The 22002-nt window shown below is 57.9% G+C and carries 18 protein-coding genes; 5 read left to right on the forward strand and 13 right to left on the reverse strand.

Going from position 1 to position 22002, the window contains the following annotated elements:
* Positions 1-94 precede the first annotated feature (94 nt).
* Positions 95-1420, forward strand: a complete 1326-nt coding sequence (locus tag FGA82_RS24830; RefSeq protein WP_141129119.1) for an OprD family porin — start codon at positions 95-97, stop codon at positions 1418-1420.
* 452 nt (positions 1421-1872) lie between these two features.
* Here FGA82_RS24830 and FGA82_RS24835 read toward each other — a convergent pair whose 3' ends face one another.
* From FGA82_RS24835 to FGA82_RS24870, 7 genes are all read right to left on the reverse strand, one after another.
* The gene (locus FGA82_RS24835) at positions 1873-2253 is read right to left on the reverse strand and encodes a DUF6124 family protein (protein WP_141129120.1); all 381 of its coding nucleotides are present in this window, start codon (positions 2251-2253) and stop codon (positions 1873-1875) included.
* Positions 2254-2727: 474 nt separating this feature from the next.
* Positions 2728-3060, reverse strand: coding sequence for a DUF2790 domain-containing protein (locus FGA82_RS24845; protein WP_141129121.1), 333 nt, complete (start codon positions 3058-3060; stop codon positions 2728-2730).
* A gap of 79 nt (positions 3061-3139) precedes the next feature.
* A complete protein-coding gene (locus FGA82_RS24850) occupies positions 3140-3343 on the reverse strand; it encodes a co-regulatory protein PtrA N-terminal domain-containing protein (RefSeq protein ID WP_141129122.1) in 204 nt (67 codons plus the stop codon).
* A gap of 237 nt (positions 3344-3580) precedes the next feature.
* Positions 3581-6325 carry an RHS repeat-associated core domain-containing protein gene (locus FGA82_RS24855; protein ID WP_141129123.1) on the reverse strand — a complete coding sequence of 915 codons (2745 nt, stop codon included), beginning with the start codon at positions 6323-6325 and terminating at the stop codon, positions 3581-3583.
* Between the two features lie 70 nt (positions 6326-6395).
* Complete coding sequence (locus FGA82_RS24860; protein ID WP_141129124.1) at positions 6396-9536, reverse strand: CusA/CzcA family heavy metal efflux RND transporter; 3141 nt, start codon at positions 9534-9536, stop codon at positions 6396-6398.
* A 14-nt stretch (positions 9537-9550) separates the two neighbouring features.
* Complete coding sequence (locus FGA82_RS24865; RefSeq protein WP_141129125.1) at positions 9551-10738, reverse strand: efflux RND transporter periplasmic adaptor subunit; 1188 nt, start codon at positions 10736-10738, stop codon at positions 9551-9553.
* A gap of 49 nt (positions 10739-10787) precedes the next feature.
* The gene (locus tag FGA82_RS24870; RefSeq protein WP_141129126.1) at positions 10788-12035 is read right to left on the reverse strand and encodes a TolC family protein; all 1248 of its coding nucleotides are present in this window, start codon (positions 12033-12035) and stop codon (positions 10788-10790) included.
* A gap of 534 nt (positions 12036-12569) precedes the next feature.
* Between FGA82_RS24870 and FGA82_RS24875 the strand changes: the two genes are divergently transcribed.
* The 4 genes from FGA82_RS24875 (at position 12570) to FGA82_RS24890 (ending at position 15619) form a co-directional block, all read left to right on the forward strand.
* Entirely contained in the window at positions 12570-13244 is a 675-nt protein-coding gene (locus FGA82_RS24875; RefSeq protein ID WP_141129127.1) for a heavy metal response regulator transcription factor, read from the forward strand.
* Positions 13241-14674 carry a heavy metal sensor histidine kinase gene (locus tag FGA82_RS24880; RefSeq protein WP_141129128.1) on the forward strand — a complete coding sequence of 478 codons (1434 nt, stop codon included), beginning with the start codon at positions 13241-13243 and terminating at the stop codon, positions 14672-14674. Before FGA82_RS24875 ends, FGA82_RS24880 begins: the two co-directional genes overlap by 4 nt.
* 232 nt (positions 14675-14906) lie before the next feature.
* Positions 14907-15245, forward strand: a complete 339-nt coding sequence (locus tag FGA82_RS24885) for a type II toxin-antitoxin system Phd/YefM family antitoxin (protein WP_249384285.1) — start codon at positions 14907-14909, stop codon at positions 15243-15245.
* Positions 15242-15619 carry a type II toxin-antitoxin system VapC family toxin gene (locus FGA82_RS24890; protein WP_008083738.1) on the forward strand — a complete coding sequence of 126 codons (378 nt, stop codon included), beginning with the start codon at positions 15242-15244 and terminating at the stop codon, positions 15617-15619. Before FGA82_RS24885 ends, FGA82_RS24890 begins: the two co-directional genes overlap by 4 nt.
* Positions 15620-15853: 234 nt before the next feature.
* Here the strand turns inward: FGA82_RS24890 and FGA82_RS24895 are convergent, their stop codons facing one another.
* Genes FGA82_RS24895 through FGA82_RS24920 form a run of 6 tightly spaced genes read right to left on the reverse strand, consistent with a single transcriptional unit; the run spans position 15854 to position 21803 of the window.
* Positions 15854-17596, reverse strand: a complete 1743-nt coding sequence (locus FGA82_RS24895) for an ABC transporter substrate-binding protein (RefSeq protein WP_034155766.1) — start codon at positions 17594-17596, stop codon at positions 15854-15856.
* A 47-nt stretch (positions 17597-17643) separates the two neighbouring features.
* Positions 17644-17916: a DUF2160 domain-containing protein gene (locus FGA82_RS24900; RefSeq protein WP_007912485.1), complete on the reverse strand. Its 273-nt coding sequence runs from the start codon at positions 17914-17916 to the stop codon at positions 17644-17646.
* Positions 17917-17926: 10 nt separating this feature from the next.
* Positions 17927-18727 (reverse strand): carbohydrate ABC transporter permease, encoded by an 801-nt coding sequence (locus tag FGA82_RS24905; RefSeq protein WP_008083745.1) that lies wholly within the window; start codon positions 18725-18727, stop codon positions 17927-17929.
* Between the two features lie 9 nt (positions 18728-18736).
* Entirely contained in the window at positions 18737-19603 is an 867-nt protein-coding gene (locus FGA82_RS24910; protein ID WP_007912484.1) for a carbohydrate ABC transporter permease, read from the reverse strand.
* Positions 19600-20709, reverse strand: a complete 1110-nt coding sequence (locus FGA82_RS24915) for an ABC transporter ATP-binding protein (RefSeq protein WP_064389296.1) — start codon at positions 20707-20709, stop codon at positions 19600-19602. Before FGA82_RS24915 ends, FGA82_RS24910 begins: the two co-directional genes overlap by 4 nt.
* Positions 20709-21803, reverse strand: a complete 1095-nt coding sequence (locus FGA82_RS24920; protein WP_007912480.1) for an ABC transporter ATP-binding protein — start codon at positions 21801-21803, stop codon at positions 20709-20711. The genes FGA82_RS24915 and FGA82_RS24920 overlap by 1 nt, the downstream gene beginning before the upstream one ends.
* Between the last annotated feature and the right edge of the window lie 199 nt (positions 21804-22002).

Consider the following 22002-nt stretch of genomic DNA (forward strand, 5'->3'; position numbering starts at 1 on the left):
TCACCCGGCGACCATGCCGGCGGGCCCTGCCCCGTCGAACAATAAAACCCACGCCGACGCACGTTCCCGTTCTGCCGAACCCAAGGAGTGTTTGATGGTTAACCCTACAAAAATATCGATGGCCGCTTTAGCGATGGTGGTCGGCTCAGGGCCGTCCGTGGTGTTTGCAGAAGACAAACCCGAGGGCTTTGTCGAAGGCAGCAGCCTGACGGTGCTCAACCGCAACTTTTACTTCAATCGTGATCATCGCAACGGCCAGTCCAGCCCCACCGGCAACGGTTATTCCGAAGCCTGGGCGCATGCCGTGATCAGCAAGTTCGAATCCGGTTTCACTCAAGGCACCGTCGGCGTCGGTGTCGATGCTTTTGCGATGATTGGTCTGAAGCTCGACACCGGTGACGGCCGTAATGGCGGGCGCAGTTCATTTGATGTGTTGCCGGTCAACAGCGACGGCGAGGCGCGGGACGAATACACCAAGGCCGGTGGTGCCGCGAAAATTCGCGCGTTCGATACGGTGGTCAAGGTCGGTGATGTGTTCCCGGTCAACCCGGTGGTCGCGGCGGGTGACTCGCGCTTGTTGCCGGAAAGCTTTCGCGGCGTGACGGCGACCAACACCAGCATCGACGGTTTGTCGGTGCAGGGCGGTCGATTGCACGCGATGAGCCAACCGGTATCCAGCGACATGCGCGAGAACTTCGCCACCTTCTACGCAGGCCCGGTCAATTCGCCGTGGATCGCGTATGGCGGCGGTGATTATGTGCTGAACAAGAATCTCAGTTTCAGCCTGTACTCCAGCCGTCTCAAGGATGCGTGGAATCAGTATTACGCTGGCACCGCCTGGACGTATCCGCTGTCCGATGACCTCTCACTGTTCGGTGGGCTGAACTATTACAAAGCCGTCGATGAAGGCAAACAACTGCTCGGCGAATTCGACAACAACATCTGGAGCGGCCGCGTTGGCGTCAAACTTGGAGCCCACTCCGTCGCCCTCTCCCACCAGCGCAACAACGGCAATGACGACTTCGATTACCTGCGCCAGTCCGACTCGATCTTCCTCGACAACTCGATCCAGTACAGCGACTTCAACTCGCCGAAAGAACGTTCGTGGATGGCGCGTTATGACCTCGACATGAGCACTTACGGCGTACCGGGTCTGTCGTTCATGACCCGTTACGCGCGCGGCACCGACGCTGACTATTCCAACGCCAACGCGGTGTACATGCGCCGCGATGCCGAGGGTAATCCGCTGACCGATCAGAAGCGTTGGGAACGCGATGTGGAAGTCAAATACGTGGTGCAGAGCGGTTCGATGAAAGACCTCTCGCTGCGCTTGCGCCAAGCCACAACCCGCGCCACGGCGTTCGAGTCGGATCTGGATGAAGTGCGGGTGATTGTCGAGTATCCGTTGGCGATTCTTTGATTGCGCGGTTGATGCAAATTCACCTTTAGAAGCTCCTTGCTCCTTTGGTAAGAGGTGAATCTTTTGGCGTCCTTCGGGGCGCTTTTTTTTGCTCTGCGTTTTGCCGTGGTTATGTTTTTCCAGGTTTAGGCCCGGCCCTCACCCTAGCCCTCTCCCAGAGGTAGAGGGGACTGACCGCGCTGCTTAGTGGAAATACATCGACCTGAAAAACCGAGGCGTACTCTGGTTTTGAATGGCTCGAAAGCCTGCTCCCTTTCCCCCTGGAGGAGAGGGGACTGACCGAGTTGGTTGTCGAAGATACATCGACCCGAAAAACCGAGGCGTACTCTGATTTTGAATGGTTTGAAGATCTGCTCCCTTCCCCCTCGCCCCCTCGGGGGAGAGGGCTGGGGTGAGGGGGCAGGATTTTGAGCTCAACGCAAAAACAACTGTTAAAAACTGGCCATTGATAACTACGCGTTTGGATCTACGTTATCCAGTGCTTTGTTAACCGCCAGTTCGCCGAGCATGACGACCTGCGCGATACCGAGCAGGGTCTTGCGATGGGTGCCGCCCAGCATCGCTGCGAAGTCACCGAGCATCACCGTCGCCGAGGCGAGGGATTCGCTGGCGTTGGCCAGTAATGATTCGGTATCGGCTTTGGGATTGACGAGGAACATCTGGTTGGGGACGTAAGGCGCGGACATGATGGCGGCCGATGGTTTGAGGTAGAAGTCGAGCGCGCGATCGGCGGCTTCGTGGAGTTTTCGGGTGTCGACGGAAACGTAGGGGGATGTTGAGTTGGCGTCGGGGATGGCGTCTGTTTCGGGGGGATTCGGGGTTGGCTTTTTCATAATGTTTTACTCAGCTTGAAGGTGGAGCTGGCCCTTTCGGTTCCACGCGAAAGGGTGGCAGCTGTACGCAGGTTGGAACCCGGGCAACTGAGCAAACCCGACAGACTCGAAGTCTCCCGCGCACAGCCGCCATAACGGAGTGCACACATGAAAGTGCGCAAGCATACGTCATGAACAGTGCGTCTTGCTTCAGTTGAGCCGCGGGGTTCCAATCCCGATCGCTGAATTGGCAGCGACCCACACAGGCTAGAGAGCTGGCGTCCGACGGACAACCTGAAAACATTGTGGGAAGGTTCCGCGCTTCCCACAAAAACCTTAAACATCACGAATTGAAATACGCATCGTGATATTGAACATCAACCCTGTAGGAGCTGCCGAAGGCTGCGATCTTTTGACTTTGATTTTCAAGATCAAGATCCAAAGATCGCAGCCTTCGGCAGCTCCTGCATGGGGCCGCGTTTCGCCGTAAAGGATTCAGCTCCCGCCGTTTCGACACACGCCCATCACGTTGTACTTGATCGTGTTGAGCTGACCTGTGGAATCCTCATAAGTCATGGCCGTCGGCACCACATTGCACGCAGCCTGCGGCTTCACCACGCTCACCACTTTGACCACGTCCAGCTTCATTCCGTATTCGTAATCCTTCACCACCGGCGGCGCTTTGCCCTGGTTGGCGGCGTACTGTTCCATGGCTTTGGCATTGGCGCTGAGTGCGCGTTCGAAAGTGCGATCACCGCCACCTTCAGCCAGCACATTCACAGACATCGCCATGACTGCTGTGAATGCAATCAACTTGAGTACTTTCATATCGCTTTCCTTCACATCCGGGCGTAAAAAAAAGCCCGACATCGATGCGCGATAACGGGCTTGTTCAAGTGCAGCAGGCTTACAGATCGCGGGTCTTGTCGTCTTTCTTGTCAGTGACGACAACCGGGTTGCCGGCGGCTTTTTCTTTGGCGACGAACAACTCCATGGAGCGGTCGTTGCTGCTCATCATCCGCTCGAAAGTACGGTCACCGCCGCCTTCGGCCAACGCCACGGAAGAGATCGCCAGAGCGACTGCGAAAGCACTGATTCGGGCAAGTTTCATCGTTGATTCCTCGTTTAAGTAGCTGACGGGATCAAGGTAACAATCCGAACCTTTCGTGACGGTGGCGGGGAAATTACATATCCGTTATGTGCCGGGCACTCTTTCGAAGCCGGACACGAAACCAACTCTGGGAGCCAGCCTGCTGGCGGGGTGTTGCGTCTGCGGCTCACCGGCAGCGCCAGTGATGAACCGGATCTGGCCGCAGCCTCGATACAGCTTCGTGAAGCTGCCCCATTATCAACCATAAAGGAGCTTGTGAAACTCTTGGCTATCGGAAAATCGATGGCTGAGTTCAGTAGCGGCAGCCATGATACTGTCCGCATTTTCAGCGGCCATTTGCGTCCTTATTCTTGGGTTTTGATTGAATAGTGAAGCAGCAGTATCGTAGTCCAGTGAAAATGGATCCACTCCGGAATGCCTCGCCACCCCGATAATAAATTCTCTTCTGGCGTTCGGAAGTTGTGCATTGACAATACGATCGTCTGGCACCTTCCCCTTCATGAAATTTTCCGAACCCGGCCGCTGCATTTTTCCAGGCAAGTAAAAATAATCCATGGCTTGAATCCCGGCAATTCCATCTACTTCTTTCAAATGCGTAACCTCATGCCCAAGCGTATGAGTTAATCTATTCCTCTCGAACGAATTTACATTCAAAAATATCCTCCCATTCCTGTCATCTTTATATACCCAAGCAAACGCGATATCAGTGAAGACCCCCACAATCTTGTCCTGTCCGCTGGGCTCTTGGTACATTCTTGCCCATTCTTGACCTTTCTTAAAACTTTCCAAAACGCGGACTTTGACAGTTTCATACTCCGAGCCAAAGTAGCTCTCCAATATCTTCGCGTGATCTACCAAGTCCGAACTCATAGCAGCTTCCGCACTTGCATAAATATGTTCTACTTCTCTGAATGAATCGATAATAAGAGCTTGTTTATCTGGAGGAAATTCCGCCACCCCACGAGCAACAATGATTCCTGAACCAATCTTTTCGAAAATATCATCTTTCCCTTGATATACCCGACCGTCCAGATCCGCTAATTTTATTGGATTATCAGAAACAAAAATAAAAATATTCAACCCATTAACAGGACCCGCCGGATCAGCATTTATCCAGCGTTGCAACCACGATGCGTAATACCGATAACCATAATAATAAAGCCCCGTCGCATCGCGCTCCTTACCCGAATAACGGATAGTTTTGTACTTCGCAACCAAAGCACTTTTACCCGCCCAGCACGCCGTACCACCAAACGGATAATAGTGCTCCTGACTCAAAATCCCCGCGCCATCATCCAACTCCAGAACGCTGGAACCGAGATGATCACCCAGGCTGTAACGCAGTTGATCGCTTTCAGCGCCATCAGGCCAATGCAGCATTCGCACCTGATTACGCCCGGCTTCGACACTGATCACATGCCTCTCTACACCATCCTTTTCGCGATGCACCTCAAGACCCGGCAGATAACGCACTTCTGATTTCAGGGTTTGCCCGGATGTCTGGCTGAGGCGAGTTTTACGCAACCGATGGCCGGGTCGGTCGTAGACATAACCTTCGTCGTCATTCGGCTCGTCCTGGCGTCGCACCAACGTCACTCGTCTCAATTGATTGCGCACATCCCAACTCATGGCCTGTCCGCGCTGCAATTCCAACTGATTACCAGCGAGATCAAATCCTTCCGAAATCTGCGGTTCTCCCGGCAGGGAACCATCGTCGCGCTGGGCCAGACTTCGATTGCTGTTAGCAGAGGTAAACATCGAAAAACCCGGCGCACCGCTGTGATGCCGGGTGAGCAGATTGCCCGCCGCGTCGTAGGCGAATGTCTGGGTGTAGTTGCGCCGCTGATTCGGGTCCAGCGGTGTGGGCAGCAGATCCGGTAATGCCGGGCCATGGCTCGGCTGGCTGACTTCCCAGTCTTTGGCCTCAACCAATTGATACAGGCTGTCATAGCGATAGCGGCTGACCGGGTCGATGCGCTGCTGATTGAAGTAAGTCACGGCCTGGGTTTTGTCTTCAAGGCTGACGATATTGCCCACCGGGTCGTAGACGTAGTGCAAATCCTGCAAGGGTGTTTGTTCGCCGACGGCTGCGCTGAGCTTCAGCAGCCGACCATCCTCAGGGCTGTACTCTGCGTGGGTCGTGACATCATTACCGGCGGTCTCCTGTTCGATCTGCTCGTGCGCGTTGTAACGGATAGCACCGACCAGACGTGTGGGTTGCTTACCTTCACTGGCAGGGAGAAGCCATGTCGCGGACAGTTTTCCCGCCACGTTGTATTGGCACGTTTGGGCATTGCCCATGGCATCGGTCTGCTCTTTCAATTCGCCCGTCGGAAAGAAAACGTAGCGGGTGACATAAGACTGCTCCTCCAGAAACACATCACGGTGTTCAGGGTCGCGGGGCCAGTCGGGCAGATCGAGGTCCGTCAGCATGCGCCGCGATTCGACCAGCTCGGCACCGGCCAGACCATAGTCGTGGATGAACCGGGTCCCCGCCGGGTCATCATGGCGGATCAGGCGACCGCACTGATTGTGCTGGGCGAAGGCATCACCTGCATCGGCATAGCTCAATCGCTCAACCACACGAGGCAATTCGCCACGGGCCTGCTCCGTCACAACAATCGTGCGCAGCAGGTCGTCATAGTCGCGATGGCATTCGCTACCTCGGGCGTCCCAGGAACAACGCAATGAGCCGGCCTGATCCGGCAGACTCAACTGCCACCCGGCGTCGACGCTGTCCGTCAGCAATGCCTGCCCGCTCAATCCGTACGTGGTGGCCAGGTTCGGCTTCGGCGCCGTTCCCCACAATCGCGGATCCCACGCCGCTATCTGATGTCCCGCCGCATCGAATACTTGCCGGGTAATGCGCGGGTCGATGCCGGGCGAGTCCGGATGCCGGCAGTAGCCGACGCTGCGGATCATCAGCGAACGTGGATCAATGACCGACAGTGTCGGCGTGGCGGCGTCGTGGTGAACATTCATGGTCACAAGCGTCCTTTCTCACCTTTGAGTGAAGAATGAGCGCTTTTGCGGTTTACCGATACTGTAAGAACTAACAGGTGCCATCCCGCCGATGGGCGAGTTGGTAGAGCGCCGGCAAGATCAGCAGCGTGAGGATCGTGGAAGACAGAATCCCGCCGATCACCACGGTCGCCAGTGGCCGCTGCACCTCCGCGCCGGTGCCGGTCGCAAGCGCCATCGGAATAAACCCCAGCGACGCCACCAGCGCCGTCATCAGCACTGGCCGCAAACGCGTCAGCGCACCTTCGTGAATGGCATCGGACAGCGACCGTCCCTCCTCGCGCAAATTACGAATAAACGCAATCATCACCAAGCCGTTCAACACCGCCACCCCGGACAACGCGATAAACCCGACACCAGCGGAAATCGACAACGGAATATCGCGCAACCACAGCGCCATGACCCCACCCGTCAAGGCAAACGGAATCCCGGTAAACACCAGCAAACCATCCTTCAGGTTGTTGAACATCATGAACAACAACCCGAACACCAGCAGCAGCGCCACCGGCACCACAATCTGCAAGCGCTTGGCCGCCGATTGCAGCTGCTCGAACTGGCCGCCCCAACTGGTCCAGTAACCGGCCGGGACTTGCACATCACGCTCGATCACTTCGCCTGCCTCGCTGACAAACGAACCGATATCGCGCCCACGCACGTTGGCACTGACGATCACCAGACGCTTGCCGTTCTCGCGGCTGACCTGATTCGGCCCCAGCACCAGGTCGAGGCTGGCGACGTCTTGCAGCGCGATGAAACCGATCTGATTGGCCGCTGCATTCAAAGGCGCCGGCACCGGAATCAGCAACGCCGACAAGCCGTCGATATCCTTGCGCATGGCATCGGACAGGCGCACGACCATGTCGAAACGCCGATCGCCCTCATACAACGTCCCGGCCTGACGCCCGCCGACCGCAACGGCAATGGTGTCCTGCACGTCACCCACGTTGAGCCCATAACGCGCCGCTTTATCGCGATCAATGTTGATGGTCAGCACCGGCAACCCGGTGGTTTGCTCGACCTTCACTTCGGAGGCGCCGTTGACCTTTTGCATGGCAGCAGCGATTTTCGCAGCCGTGGCATTGAGCACGTCCATGTCATCACCAAACACCTTCACTGCCACATCGCTACGCACCCCAGAGATCAATTCGTTGAAGCGCAACTGGATCGGCTGCGACAGTTCATAGTTGCTGCCCGGCAGCGTCGCGGCCGCAGCTTGCAGTTCCGCCATCAAGGTTTCGCGGGATTTGTCCGGGTCCGGCCACTGCTCTTTCGGCTTGAGCATCACATAGCTGTCGGAGATGTTCGGCGGCATCGGGTCGGAGGCGATCTCGGCGGTGCCGGTGCGAGCGAAAACACGTTCGACTTCCGGCACTTTGGCCAGAATCAACGTCTCCAGGCGCTGCTGCATATCCACCGATTGCGTCAGGCTGGTGCCCGGCACGCGCAGCGCTTGCAGGGCAAAATCCCCTTCACTGAGGCTCGGCACAAACTCGCTGCCCATACGACTGGTGAGCACACCGCTGAGCACGATCACGCCCAAAGCAGCGCTCACCGCGACAGCACGATGACTCATCACCCAGGCCAGCGCCGGCGCATAAACACGACGCGCGCCACGCATCACCGCGCCCTCTTCTTCCTTGACCTTGCCGGTCACGAACAAAGCAATGGCCGCCGGTACAAAGGTCACCGACAACAGCATCGCGCCAAGCAACGCAATCACCACGGTGAACGCCATCGGGTGGAACATTTTCCCTTCGACGCCGCTCAGGGCGAAGATCGGCAGGTACACGACCATGATGATCAACTGGCCGAAAATCAGCGGTCGCCGCGCCTCTTTCGCCGCCGCAAAGACTTCCTTGAAACGCTCGGCACGGGTCAACAATCGGCCGTGATGCTGCTGCGCGTGAGCCAAGCGGCGCAGGGTGTTTTCGACGATCACCACCGCGCCGTCGACGATGATGCCGAAATCGAGCGCACCGAGGCTCATCAGGTTGGCGCTGACCTTGTTGCTGAACATGCCGGTAAAGGTGAACAGCATCGACAGCGGAATTACCATCGCGGTAATCAGCGCCGCGCGGATATTACCGAGGAACAGAAACAGAATCGCGATCACCAGAATCGCGCCTTCGATGAGGTTCTTTTTCACCGTGGCGATGGCTTTGTCGACCAGGTGCGTGCGGTCGTACACCGGCACGGCGACCACACCTTGCGGCAAGGATTTGTTGATCTGTTCAAGCTTGCTGGCGACCGCTTGCGAGACCGTGCGGCTGTTCTCGCCGATCAGCATGAACACGGTGCCGAGCACCACTTCCCGACCGTTTTCCGTGGCCGCGCCACTGCGCAGTTCGCGGCCGATTTCGACTGTTGCTACGTTCTTCACGCGGATCGGCGTGCCGTCGACATTGGCCATGACAATGTTGGCGATGTCCTCGGTACTCGCCACTTGCCCCGGCGCGCGGATCAGCAACTGCTCGCCGCTGCGCTCGATGTAACCGGCGCCGACGTTAGCGTTGTTGCGCTCCAGCGCGGTGACCAGATCGGTCAACGTCAGCTTGTACGCCGCCAGGCGTTTCGGGTCCGGCGCAATCTGATATTCCTTGGCGAAACCGCCGATGGTGTTGATCTCGGCGACACCCGGCACGTTGCGTAATTGCGGCTTGATGATCCAGTCCTGAATCACCCGCAGATCAGCCGGCGTGTACGGCGTGCCGTCGTCCTTCAGCGCGCCCTCCTTCGCCTCGACTGTCCACAAAAAGATCTCGCCGAGACCGGTGGAAATCGGCCCCATGACCGCTTCCGCGCCTTCGGGCAATTGCTCCTTGGCGATCTGCAAACGTTCGTTGACCAATTGGCGAGCGAAGAACAGGTCGGTGCCGTCCTTGAAGATCACCGTCACTTGCGACAGGCCCGAGCGTGACAGTGAACGGGTCTGTTCCAGCGCCGGCAGACCGGCCATCGCGGTTTCAATCGGGAAGGTGATGCGCTGCTCGGTTTCCAGCGGCGAGAACCCGGCGGCGCCGGTGTTGATCTGCACCTGGACGTTGGTGATGTCGGGCACGGCGTCGATCGGCAGCTTTTGATAACTGGCGATGCCGATGCCGGCCATGAGCAGAACGGCGAGCAGCACGATGATGCGCTGCTCGATGGCAAACTGGATCAGGCGTTCGAACATGGGATTCTTCCGGATCAGTGGCTGTGCTCGGCTGAGGCTTTGCCCAGTTCCGATTTGAGGACGAAGCTGCCGGCGCTGGCGACTTGCGCGCCCGGTTCCAGGCCTTGGGTGATTTCCACGTGGCCGGCGGCGCGACTGCCCAGCTCAACCGCGCGGGCTTCGAAACCGTCGTCGGTGCGAACGAACACCGTGGGTTTGTCTTCGACGGTCTGGATCGCGGTTTCCGGCACGGCGACTTGCGCTTCGCGGCTGTCGGTAGCGACCAGCGCGGTGACGAACAGACCGGGGCGCCACGAACCTTGGGGGTTTTCCAGAGTGACGCGAACGGTTGCGGTGCGGGTTTGTTCGCCGAGCAGGCTGCCGACGTAAGCCACGCTGCCGACGACTTCCGCGTTCAATTCCGGGGCGCTGACGGTGACCGCTTTGCCTACTTGAACCTTGTTCAGATCCTTCGGTGAAACGCCGAACGTGACCCACACTCGCGACAGATCCGAGAGCGTGAATGCCGCCGTGGTTTCATCAACGACTTCCCCCGGCGTGAGGTGTTTTTCCACCACCACGCCGTCGAACGGCGCGCGCAATTCGTAACGGTTGCCGCCGGTGGCGACCACGCTGCCGCTGAGCACGCTGATCTTTTGCCGGGCGTTGCTCACGGCGATTTCGGCTTCTTGCAGCGCCTGGCGGGCCTGGAGGAAATCCTGCTCGGCCGAGATTTTGTCCTGCCAGAGCTTTTTCTCGCGCTCGTAGGTGGTGCGCGCCAAGGCCAAGCGACGCTGCGCGGCGGCTTGTTCGCTGCGTTGATCGGAGATCTGCTGACTGGCGATCACCGCCAGTAACTGGCCCTTCTTCACCGTCTGCCCGAGATTGACCGCCACCGACTCGACCACGCCCGGCACGCGTGGCACGACGTGGGCGGTGCGGTCCTCGTCAAAGCGCACTTCGCCGGGGAACGGCAGGCCGCGGCTGATGGTTTGCGCCCGCGCTTCGGCCAGTTGAATGCCGGCGGCAGTGATTTGTTCGGCGCTCAATTCGATGTGCCCTTCTTCGGCATGTTCCGCCGCTGAACTTTCTTGCGCGTGATCGGCGTGTTCAGCGGCCTCATCGGCATGCGCGTCGATGCTTGAGTGACCTGACCACTGCGAGCCGATGCCAATGCCCAACGCCAACGTCGCCACCGCGACCACCATCAATTTTTTATCCATGGAAACTCCTCTGCGCCGAGCCATCGCGCAGTTGTCTGAAAAGTGAAATTCAACGGCTGACGCTGAGGTCGCCGAAGATCCGTTCGATGCGTACGCGGGCGTCGGTCGCTTCGCTGACGGCCTGGATGTATTGGCTGCGAGCGCTGATCAATGTGCGTTGCGCATCGAGCACATCGAGGAAGCCGAACTTGCCCATTTCGAAACCGCGCGTGGCGCTGTCGACCGCACTTTGCGCGGCGGGCAGGATGGTCTGGTTGAACGCAGTGACTTCGCCGTTAGCGGTCTGCCATTGCTCGAGGCTGGTCTGGATTTCCGTGCGCAAGCGCAGCTCGGTGGCGTTGCGCAGATCCCGTGCCTGATCGGTTCGGCGCGCTGCGGCGAGCACGTTGCCCTGATTGCGGTTGAACAGCGGAATCGGCATCGACAGCCCAACCACGTTGACCCGCTCGCGCTCGGTTTCGCTGTATTGACTGCCGATGCTCACGGTGAGATCGGGGATGCGCTGGGACTTTTCCAGGCCCAACGATGCTTCGCGCTGATCGATCTGCAACTTGGCCAGACGCAGTTCGGCGGTTTCGTTCAAACGCTCGAGCAATCTTGTCGGTGGCGGAACGGCCGGCATGCTTTGCGTGGGTGCCTGCACCGTGGTCGACGTCGGCAACGGTGTGCCCATTACTTGCGCCAATTGTTGGTACGCAGTGGCCTGATCGCGCTCTGCCCGGCTCAATTCAAGGCGCACTTCCGAGAGCTGCACTTGTGCTCGAGTACCTTCGACCGGCGACGATTTACCCGCCTCGATCCGTCCTTGCGCCACCCGCAAACCGTGCTCGGCCAATTGCAGGGATTGCCGGGACAGCTGCAAACGTTGCTGCGCGGTTTGCGCGCTGTTGAATGCCTGAATTACATCGGCACGCAAGGCATTGCGTTTGCGCTCCAGTTCAATCCCGGCGGCATCTTGCGCACGGCTGGCGACGTCGATCCGTGCGCCGCGTTTGCCACCCAGTTCGATTGGCTGGCTAAGCATCACCGTGGTTGTGCGTGAATCGCGGCGGGTGTCTTCGGCCTCCCACGATACTTCGGGGTTAGGGATGAGACCGGCCTGCTGGCGATCGCCTTCGGCAATGCCAATTTCCCATTGCGCAGCGGCCAGCTCCGGGTTGCCGGTGAAGGCGCTTTGCAGGGCTTGATCCAGGGTCAGGGTCGAGGCGTTCGCCAGGCCGGCGCTGGCCAACAACACCAGGCCGCTGACTGTTTTTTTCAGGCGTGATTGCGCCGTCAGTTCTATTAAACCGGGCAATGGCGGACTTCCTTTATTCAAGATTCTTCAACGCCGCCACGGTAGGGTTTTGAACTTATCGACAAGGTGACTGGAACATTACAAATCCGTTATCCACGGTTTGCCGAAGTTGTTTTGTTCTAGGATGCGAAGTGCAAATGGTTTTATCGAAATACATCGAAACAAAAACACGGTAGTTATCTGCTGAACAGCACTTGCCGGAATAAAACTTACGAGAATTTCGTGGCTCGCACTGTGACCAACTGTCGCAGAGCCCTGTTTTAAAGCGTTTGGTCGTTGACCCTGTAGCCGCTACAACCTTTATCGTCCAGACTTCCCCTCACCCCAGCCCTCTCCCGGGGGGAGAGGGAGCCGACCGAAGTGTCTTGCGTTATTTATCGACCTGTTACATCAAGTTGATTACAGATTCAGTAAAGTTTTTGCACGTCGGTGTAGTTCTGAAATATCCCGCATTCAGTCCCCTCTCCCTCTGGGAGAGGGTTAGGGTGAGGGTTTTTAAATTAAATACCCATTAAATAAAAGTGGTGAAAGATCATGCGAATCCTTGTCGTCGAGGACGAGCTTAAAGCTGCCGAATACTTGCATCAGGGTTTGACCGAAAGTGGATATGTGGTTGATCACGCCGCCACCGGCGCCGATGGTTTGCACCTGGCGCAACAACAGGCCTATGACCTGATTATTCTCGATGTGAACCTGCCCGAACTGGACGGCTGGGGCGTGCTTGAACAACTGCGCAAAACCCACGCCACGCGAGTGATGATGCTCACCGCACGCGGGCGTCTGGCCGACAAGATTCGTGGCCTCGATCTGGGCGCCGACGACTATCTGGTTAAGCCGTTCGAGTTTCCCGAACTGCTGGCGCGGGTGCGCACGTTGATGCGCCGCAGTGAAAACATCCCGGTGCCGCAGGTGCTGAAAGTGGCTGACCTGGAACTCGATCCGGGCCGTCATCGCGCGTTTCGCGGGCAACAGCGTATCGACCTGACCACCAAGGAATTCGCTCTGCTGCATCTGCTGATGCGCCAGTCCGGCGAAGTGCTGACGCGCACACAAATCATCTCGTTGGTGTGGGACATGAATTTCGACTGCGACACCAACGTGGTCGAAGTGTCGATCCGCCGCTTGCGGGCGAAAATCGACGACCCGTTCGACAGCAAACTCATACACACCCTGCGCGGTGTCGGCTATGTGTTGGAGGCGCGGGAATGAAGCCTTCCAGCCTGTCAATGCGCTTGGGTTTGACAGTGAGTATTCTCGGCGCGCTGTTGGTGGTGTTCCTCGCTATCCTTGCCTATTTCGCATTGACCCATGAGCTCAATGCGCTGTCTCGGGACAGTCTGGAAAAGAAGATGGCGCAGGTCGAGCACAGCCTGTCGTTGTACGTCGATGCCAATGAAATCACCGGCAAACCGCACATTCTGCTCGATCAGGTCATGGGCCATGACAACCTGACGCTGACGATTTATGACCGCTCGAAGCTGCGCGCGCCGCTGCTCAAATCCGGCAGCGGTTTGACCGATCCACGGGTTGAATTGAAAGCGGTGCGAGCGACCACTGATCAATTGACCTACTCCGACAGCATTGATGCTGAAGGGGCGAAATTCCTCACGGTTTCCAAGCTGATTCGTCTCAAGGACGGCAACAGCGTGCCGGTGCTGCTGTCGATGGACAACGCGCACGATCAGGCCTTGCTCAGCGCCTATCTGCGCTCGACGCTGATGGCCTTGCCGTTGTTGCTGGTGTTTATCGGCTTGACCGCGTGGGGCGCGGTGCAACGCGGGTTGGCGCCGCTGCGCGAGTTTCGCAAAGTGGCGGCGATGGTCTCGACCCAGGATCTGGAACACCGGCTGTCCGTGGTCAACATGCCGCAGGAATTGAGCGAACTGGCGCAAGGCATCAACTTCATGCTGCATCGGCTCGATGCCGGGGTGCAGCAGTTGTCGCAGTTCTCAGATGACCTGGCGCATGAGCTGCGCACACCGATCAACAACCTGATGGGCAAAGCGCAGGTGACCTTGTCCCGCGAGCGCACGACCGAGGAATACAAGGACGTGCTGGTGTCGTGCACCGAGGAACTGGAGCGTGTGGCGCGGATTGTCTCGGACATGTTGTTTCTCGCGCAGGTAAGTCATCCGTCGGCGCTGGCGCCGTTTGAAGCGGTGGCGCTGCAGGTTGAAGTGGCGAAAGTCGCCGAGATGTTTTCGTTGTCGGCGCAGGATAAGCAGATCCATTTGAATGTCATTGGCAGCGCACAGGTGATGGGCGATCGGCTGATGATTCAGCGGGCTATTTCGAATTTGCTGTCCAACGCGCTGCGTCATTGCCCGAACGGGAAAACCGTGACGCTGCTGATTGAACAGAGTGCGACGCAGGCTTCCCTGCTGGTCAGCAACCCCGGTGCCGGGATTGAAGCGCAGCATTTGCCACATCTGTTTGACCGCTTCTACCGCGTCGACAGCAGCCGCTCGCGTTCGCAGGGCAGCACCGGATTGGGGCTGGCAATTGTGCGCTCGATCATGAGCCTGCATCAGGGTGTGGCGGAGGTTAAGAGCTTGCCGGGGGCGATGACCGTGTTTCGTCTTGGGTTTCCTGCGGTGACGCCAATGACCCCTTCGCTTGCAGGCAAGCTCCCACAGTGATTTGCGGGGTACTCAGGATTTGTGGACACCACTGAAACCTGTAGAAGTGAGCCTGCTCGCGATGGCGGCGGGTCAGTCGATATTTTTGTACGATTTTTTACCGATTTGCTCCCGTCCCCACACAAACGCCGAAAGCTCTCGCCGCAACCTCCGTTTTGTCCTACAGCCAGTTTTGAGTAGATAGCTCTATCGTGGAGGCCTTGGCAGATGGAATACCGACGAGAGGCTAAAAATGAACAGGGATATCGTTTGCGAATGGGATGAAGAAGTCTATGGTTTGGCAGCGTTGAAATATTCTGGCTATATTTGTCCAGAATACAGGGGTGAGCTGATGATCATCGTTCCGTTGGCTGAAGCCAAAAACAATTTATCCAAACTCGTCGATGATGCCGCTGCTGGCCAAGTCATCACGATTGCCAAGCATGGGCGGGCGATGGCTCGCCTCGTTCCCGTAGGAAAACCCAGCGCTCAGCGTATTGGCGCAATGAAAGGCAAACTGGTGTTGCCCGACGATTTCGACTCACCATTGCCCGATGACATGCTTGATGCATTTGAGGGCACTCAAGTATGAGGCTTCTGCTCGACACGCACATTTTGCTCTGGACGCTCAGTGATGACGCCAGACTGTCCGGCAAAGCCAGAAAATTGATTGAGAACGCCGCCGAAATCTACATCAGCGCCGCCACCTTCTGGGAAATGGCGATCAAGGTCGGGCTCGGCAAGCTGAATGTTGATCTGGAAGAAGTCCGCCAATATTGTCTCGACAGTGGCTTTATCGAACTGCCAGTGACTGCAGAGCACGCCATCGCAGTGAAGGATCTTGAGCACCATCATCGCGATCCTTTTGACCGCATTATCGTGGCCACAGCAATGACCGAACCGATGAAGTTACTCACGGCTGATGCTTTGGTTGCTCGGTACACCGATCTGGCTGTTCTGGTCTGATCAAGACACATCCAGTACCGGCACACATCAATGCTGGCGGCGGGTCAGTCGATATCTTTTTCGTCTGACACACCGCTATCGCGAGCAGGCGAAGGCCTACAGGTTTTTGTGTCGTTCACAGATGCGGTGTACGCCGCAAACCTCTGTAGGAGTGAGCCTGCTCGCGATTGCGGTCGATCAGGCACAAAAAAAAACGGCACCTTCCGGTGCCGTTCGCCTTTCACATTTCAGCTTTTACTTGCGCGCATCCGCCCAGGATTTCAGCAGTTCGTTATAGCTCACGGTCTCGCCCTTCGGCTTCTCGTTGGCCAGTTTCGGTTTCGGTGCGCCCGGTTGATCAAACCAGTATTGCGCATCGCGTTCCGGGTTCATTTTCGGTGCGCACACCGCTTGGGCCTTGGAGCGCTCCAGACGGGTCATGATCGCGTCCTGATCCTTGGCCAAACCGTCGAGCGCCTGTTGCGGGGTCTTCTCGCCGCTCGCTGCTTCAGCGATATGGCTCCACCACAGTTGCGCCAGCCGCGGATAGTCCGGCACGTTGGTGCCGGTCGGGGTCCATTGCACGCGGGCCGGGCTGCGGTAGAACTCGACCAGGCCACCGAGTTTCGGCGCCAGATCGGTCATCGCCTGCGAGTTGATGTCCGACTCGCGAATCGGCGTCAGACCCACAATGGTTTTCTTCAGCGAAACGGTTTTCGAAGTAACAAACTGCGCGTACAGCCACGCCGCCAGTTTCTGTTTCTCAGGCGTGGACTTCATGAACGTCCACGAACCCACGTCCTGATAACCGAGCTTCATGCCCTCCTCCCAATACGGCCCGCGCGGCGACGGCGCCATGCGCCATTTCGGCGTGCCGTCGGCGTTGACCACCGGCAGGCCCGGTTTGGTCATGTCGGCGGTGAACGCGGTGTACCAGAAAATCTGCTGGGCGATGTTGCCTTGCGACGGTACCGGCCCCGACTCGGAGAAAGTCATGCCCGCCGCTTCCGGTGGCGCGTACTTCTTCAGCCAGTCGACATACTTGGTGGTGGCGAACACCGCCGCCGGGCCATTGGTGTCGCCGCCGCGAGTCACGCTGGAGCCGACCGGGTGGCAATCCTCGACACGAATCCCCCACTCGTCCACCGGCAAGCCATTAGGCAGCCCCTTGTCGCCGCCACCGGCCATGGAGAACCAGGCATCGGTGAAGCGCCAGCCCAGCGACGGGTCTTTCTTGCCGTAATCCATGTGCCCGTAAACGCGCTTGCCGTCGATTTCCTTGACGTCTTCGCTGAAGAATTTGGCGATGTCTTCATAGGCGGACCAGTTCACCGGCACGCCCAATTCGTAGCCGTACTTTTCCTTGAACTTGGCTTTCAGATCGGCGCGCTCAAACCAGTCAGCGCGGAACCAGTACAGGTTGGCAAACTGCTGGTCGGGCAGTTGATAGATCTTGCCGTCCGGCGCAGTGGTGAACGAGATGCCGATGAAGTCCTTGATGTCGAGGGTCGGCGAAGTGAAGTTCTTGCCTTCGTTGGCCATCAGGTCGGTGATCGACTCGGTCTTGCCGTAGCGAAAGTGCGTACCGATCAGGTCCGAGTCGTTGACCCAGCCGTCATAGATGTTCTTGTCGGACTGCATCACCGTCTGCATTTTCTCGACCACGTCGCCTTCTTGCAGCAGGTCGTGGGTGAGCTTGATCCCGGTGATTTCGCTGAACGCCTTGGCCAGCACTTTCGACTCGTATTCGTGGGTGGTCAAGGTCTCGGAAACGACCTTGATGTCCATGCCGCGAAACGGCTCGGCAGCCTTGATGAACCACTTCAATTCTTCCAGTTGCTGCTCGGCCGTCAGGGTCGACGGTTTGAATTCACTGCCGATCCATTTTTTCGCCGCGTCTTCGTAGGCATCAGCCCAAGCGACCGCGCTCAAACCGCTGAGTGCCAGCATGGCTGCCAATGAAATGCTATGTCGCAGCTTATTGTTTTTGTCGAACATAGAGACCTCCTGTTTAAGTTGTGGAGCCGCGTTGCCGAACGACTCGACTAGCCCCAACGCATCACAGCCAACAGCCACACCAGGGACAACGCGGACGCCACCCAGATGCTCCAGTCGGTGGCGCCGATCACCAGCAAATGCAGGTAGGCGCTGCCGAGAAGACCGATAAACAAGCGATCGCCACGGGTGGTGGCAATCGGTAGAAAACCTCGCCGCAGGATGCTCGGCGAGCGCAATTCCCACGTGGTCATGCCGACCAGAATCAGGCCGATGACAATGAAGAATGCTGCGGTAGGTGTAGTCCAGCTCATCCACTCCATCATCAGTTCCTCAGACCCGACCGAGGGCAAAGCCCTTGGCCACGTGGTTGCGAACAAACCAGATCACCAGCATGCCGGGCAGAATGGTCAACACCCCCGCCGCCGCCAGCACACCCCAATCGATACCCGAAGCGGAAACCGTGCGCGTCATCACCGCCGCGATCGGCTTGGCGTTTACCGAGGTCAACGTGCGCGCGAGCAGCAATTCGACCCAGGAAAACATGAAGCAGAAGAACGCCGTCACACCGATGCCAGAGCCAATCAGCGGGATGAAAATCTTCACGAAGAACTTGGGGAAACTGTAGCCGTCGATGTAGGCGGTTTCGTCGATTTCCTTGGGCACACCGGACATGAAGCCTTCGAGAATCCACACCGCCAATGGCACGTTGAACAGGCAGTGCGCCAACGCCACGGCGATGTGCGTGTCGAACAGGCCAATCGACGAATACAACTGGAAGAACGGCAGCAAAAATACCGCTGGCGGCGCCATACGGTTGGTCAGCAGCCAGAAGAACAGGTGCTTGTCGCCGAGAAAACGGTAGCGCGAAAACGCATAGGCCGCCGGCAGCGCCACGCTCAGCGAGATCACCGTGTTCAAACTCACGTAATACAGCGAGTTGAGATAGCCGTTGTACCAACTCGGATCGGTGAAGATCACCTTGTAGTTCGCCAGCGTAAAGTCCTGTGGGAAAAGTGTCAGGCCGCCGAGGATTTCGGTGTTGCTCTTGAAGGACATGTTCAGCAGCCAGTAGATCGGCACCAGCAGGAACAGGATGTAGACCAGCAACGGAATCAGCTTTCTTTTGCTCATGGCCGGGCCTCAGCGGTTCGCGTCGGAGTGCGTCATGGCGGTGTAGAACAGCCAGGACACCAACAGGATGATCAGGAAGTACACCAGCGAAAACGCCGCTGCCGGACCGAGGTCGAATTGCCCTACGGCCATCTGGGTCAATGTCTGACTCAAGAAGGTCGTGGCATTGCCCGGCCCGCCGCCGGTGAGCACGAATGGCTCGGTGTAGATCATGAAACTGTCCATGAAGCGCAGCATCACCGCGATCAGCAGCACGCTCTTCAGTTTGGGCAATTGGATATGGCGGAACACCGCCCAGGCCGAGGCCCGATCAATGCGCGCAGCCTGGTAATACACATCGGGAATCGCGCGCAATCCGGAGAAGCACAACAACGCCACCAACGAAGTCCAGTGCCAGACGTCCATCACCAGCACCGTCACCCAGGCGTCCATGGTGTTGGCCGCGTAGTTGTAGCTGATGCCCATCGCGTTGAGGCTCGAGCCGAGCAGACCAATGTCGGCCCGGCCGAAAATCTGCCAGATGGTGCCAACCACGTTCCACGGGATCAGCAACGGAATCGCCAGAATGATCAGCACCACCGACGACCAGCGACCCTTGGTCGGCATGGTCAGCGCGACGGCAATACCCAGCGGAATTTCAATCAGCAACACGCAGGCCGAGTAGATGAACTGGCGTAGCAATGAATCGTGCAGACGCGGATCGAGGAGCACTTGCTTGTACCAGTCAGCACCGACGAAGTAGCGGCTGGACTGGTCGAAGATGTCCTGCACCGAATAGTTGACCACGGTCATCATCGGGATCACCGCACTGAATGCCACCAGCAGGAACACCGGCAACACCAGCCACCAGGCCTTGTTGTTCTGCACCTTGTTCATGGCTGCACCTCTTCATCGGCTTCGAGCAGAAACTCATCGGCATAAACCATCAGCCACTGCGCCGGAAAACTGATGTACGCCGTGCCCTGCGGCACCGGTTTGTCTTCGGCCAGCCGTACTTTCAACGGCGCGCCGTCGAGGTCGAGGGTCATGATCTTGTAGGTGCCGAGGTCTTCGACGTGTACGACCCTAGCCTGCATCGCGTCATCAAACGGCTCGTCCCACACGTGAATGAATTCAGGACGGATACCGACCTTCAGATTTTTCCACTGGCCGTGCTCGATATGTCGCTGCATGGCGTCGGACAACGGCAAGTGCGTCGAGGCGAAACCGACGCCGCCGGGTTGCGGCTGCACTTCGATCAGGTTCATTCCCGGGCTGCCGATGAAATAGCCGACAAAGGTGTGGCTCGGCCGCTCGAACAATTCCCGTGGCGTGCCGAACTGGACGATCTGGCCGCCGTACATCACCGCGATCTTGTCGGCGAAGGTCGAGGCCTCGAGTTGATCGTGGGTGACGTAGACCATGGTGATGTTGAACTGCTCGTGGATCTGCTTGAGCTTGCGCCGCAGTTTCCACTTCAGGTGCGGATCGATCACCGTCAGCGGTTCATCGAAGAGGATCGCCGAGACGTCGTCGCGGACCAGACCACGGCCCATGGAGACTTTCTGCTTTTCGTCGGCGGTGAGGTTGCGCGCCTTTTTGCTCAGCAGGTTTTGCAGGTCGAGGACTTCGGCAATTTCCTGCACCTTGCTGTGCACTTTCGCCTCGGCCATGCCCTGATTGCGCAGGGGAAAAGCGAGGTTATCGAACACGGTCATGGTGTCGTAAACCACCGGAAACTGGAAAACCTGGGCGATGTTGCGCTTCTCCGGCGTCAGGTCGTTGACCGCTTTGCCGTCGAACAGCACATGGCCCTGCGAAGGGCTGAGCAGGCCGGAAATGATGTTGAGCAAGGTCGACTTGCCGCAACCCGACGGCCCGAGCAAAGCGTAGGCGCCGCCCTGCTCCCAGACGTGATCCATCTCGCGGATCGCGTAATCCTCCGCGCCGCTCGGGGTTTTGCTGTAGCTGTGGGCGAGGTGCTGCAAACGGATTTCGGCCATCAGGCAACCCTCGCGACACGCCGGCCCGGTGCTTGCACCAGACGACCCTGCGCATCGAAAACGAACAGTTTGTGGGTCGGGATGTAAATGCGGATCGGCGCATCGACGTCATATTCGTGAACGCCGGGCAGGTGCAGCACCAGCAGGAAATGCTCGTTGCGCACGTGCAGGAAGGTTTCCGAACCGCTGATCTCGGCGACTTCGACGGTGACCGCCAGTTCGAGGTCGTCATCGTTGCTCGGCACCAGCGAGATGTGACTGGGACGCACGCCAAAACGGAACTCGCCCTCGCCCACCGGACGCAGATCGACGTTCAACGGGAAGTGCACAAAATTGGCGAAGCTGACTTCGTTACCGGCGATGCGTCCGGGCATCAGGTTGATCGGTGGTTCGGAGAACAGTTCGGCGGCGAGCACGGTTTGTGGCTGGTGATACACCGAAGTCGAGGGGCCGCTCTGAATCACTCGGCCTTCGTGAAGAATCGTCGTGGTGCCGCCGAGTGCCAGCGCTTCGTTGGGTTCGGTGGTGGCGTAAATGGCGATGGTGTGACGCGCCTTGAACAGCTCGCGCATTTCCTGGCGCAGTTCTTCGCGCAGTTTGTAGTCGAGGTTGACCAGCGGCTCATCGAACAGAATCAGCTCGGCGTCTTTGACCAATGCGCGGGCCATGGCGGTGCGCTGCTGTTGGCCGCCGGAGAGTTCCAGCGGATAGCGCTGCAGAAACTTCTCGATGCGCAGCATCTTCGCGGTTTCTTGCACTTTGCTATGGATGATCTCTTTCGACACACCGGCCTGACGCAACGGCGAAGCGATGTTCTCGAACACGGTCATGGTCGGGTAATTGATGAATTGCTGATAAACCATCGACACGTTGCGCAGACGCACCGGGCGTTGGGTGACGTCGACACCGTTCATCAGAATGCGGCCGCTATCCGGTTTGTCCAACCCGGCCATTAAACGCATGAGGCTGGTTTTGCCAGACAGGGTGCGGCCGAGCAAAACGTTGAACGAACCGGGTTCGAATTTCAGGCACGCATCGTCGATCCAGGTCTGGCCCTCGACGGTGCGGCTGACGTGCTCCAGGGTGAGTGACATGGGCTCGGCCTTTTTATTATTGGAGTCAAGCGACCTGTGCACGGGAGCGAGTTTCGTGCCAGAAACGGCAAGTGGTTGATTTGTCGTGAAAATCGTTGAAAGCGTGGGGATTGAGCGTTCATTGCTGAACACATTTGAACAGTTGGGCGATTGACAATGAACAATAGTGAACAACACTCTATGAACGCTTTTTCCCCGA

Origin of the sequence: Pseudomonas fluorescens, from assembly GCF_005938625.1 — a bacterium.
GTDB classification, from domain to species: domain Bacteria; phylum Pseudomonadota; class Gammaproteobacteria; order Pseudomonadales; family Pseudomonadaceae; genus Aquipseudomonas; species Aquipseudomonas fluorescens_BD.

Excerpts from the sequence above, each read along its gene's own strand:
- FGA82_RS24830 (WP_141129119.1), top strand. The coding sequence starts at position 95 with ATGGTTAACCCTACAAAAATATCGATGGCCGCTTTAGCGATGGTGGTC.
- FGA82_RS24835 (WP_141129120.1), bottom strand. The coding sequence starts at position 2,253 with ATGAAAAAGCCAACCCCGAATCCCCCCGAAACAGACGCCATCCCCGAC.
- FGA82_RS24845 (WP_141129121.1), bottom strand. The coding sequence starts at position 3,060 with ATGAAAGTACTCAAGTTGATTGCATTCACAGCAGTCATGGCGATGTCT.
- FGA82_RS24850 (WP_141129122.1), bottom strand. The coding sequence starts at position 3,343 with ATGAAACTTGCCCGAATCAGTGCTTTCGCAGTCGCTCTGGCGATCTCT.
- FGA82_RS24855 (WP_141129123.1), bottom strand. The coding sequence starts at position 6,325 with ATGAATGTTCACCACGACGCCGCCACGCCGACACTGTCGGTCATTGAT.
- FGA82_RS24860 (WP_141129124.1), bottom strand. The coding sequence starts at position 9,536 with ATGTTCGAACGCCTGATCCAGTTTGCCATCGAGCAGCGCATCATCGTG.
- FGA82_RS24865 (WP_141129125.1), bottom strand. The coding sequence starts at position 10,738 with ATGGATAAAAAATTGATGGTGGTCGCGGTGGCGACGTTGGCGTTGGGC.
- FGA82_RS24875 (WP_141129127.1), top strand. The coding sequence starts at position 12,570 with ATGCGAATCCTTGTCGTCGAGGACGAGCTTAAAGCTGCCGAATACTTG.
- FGA82_RS24880 (WP_141129128.1), top strand. The coding sequence starts at position 13,241 with ATGAAGCCTTCCAGCCTGTCAATGCGCTTGGGTTTGACAGTGAGTATT.
- FGA82_RS24885 (WP_249384285.1), top strand. The coding sequence starts at position 14,907 with ATGAACAGGGATATCGTTTGCGAATGGGATGAAGAAGTCTATGGTTTG.
- FGA82_RS24890 (WP_008083738.1), top strand. The coding sequence starts at position 15,242 with ATGAGGCTTCTGCTCGACACGCACATTTTGCTCTGGACGCTCAGTGAT.
- FGA82_RS24895 (WP_034155766.1), bottom strand. The coding sequence starts at position 17,596 with ATGTTCGACAAAAACAATAAGCTGCGACATAGCATTTCATTGGCAGCC.
- FGA82_RS24900 (WP_007912485.1), bottom strand. The coding sequence starts at position 17,916 with ATGGAGTGGATGAGCTGGACTACACCTACCGCAGCATTCTTCATTGTC.
- FGA82_RS24905 (WP_008083745.1), bottom strand. The coding sequence starts at position 18,727 with ATGAGCAAAAGAAAGCTGATTCCGTTGCTGGTCTACATCCTGTTCCTG.
- FGA82_RS24910 (WP_007912484.1), bottom strand. The coding sequence starts at position 19,603 with ATGAACAAGGTGCAGAACAACAAGGCCTGGTGGCTGGTGTTGCCGGTG.
- FGA82_RS24915 (WP_064389296.1), bottom strand. The coding sequence starts at position 20,709 with ATGGCCGAAATCCGTTTGCAGCACCTCGCCCACAGCTACAGCAAAACC.
- FGA82_RS24920 (WP_007912480.1), bottom strand. The coding sequence starts at position 21,803 with ATGTCACTCACCCTGGAGCACGTCAGCCGCACCGTCGAGGGCCAGACC.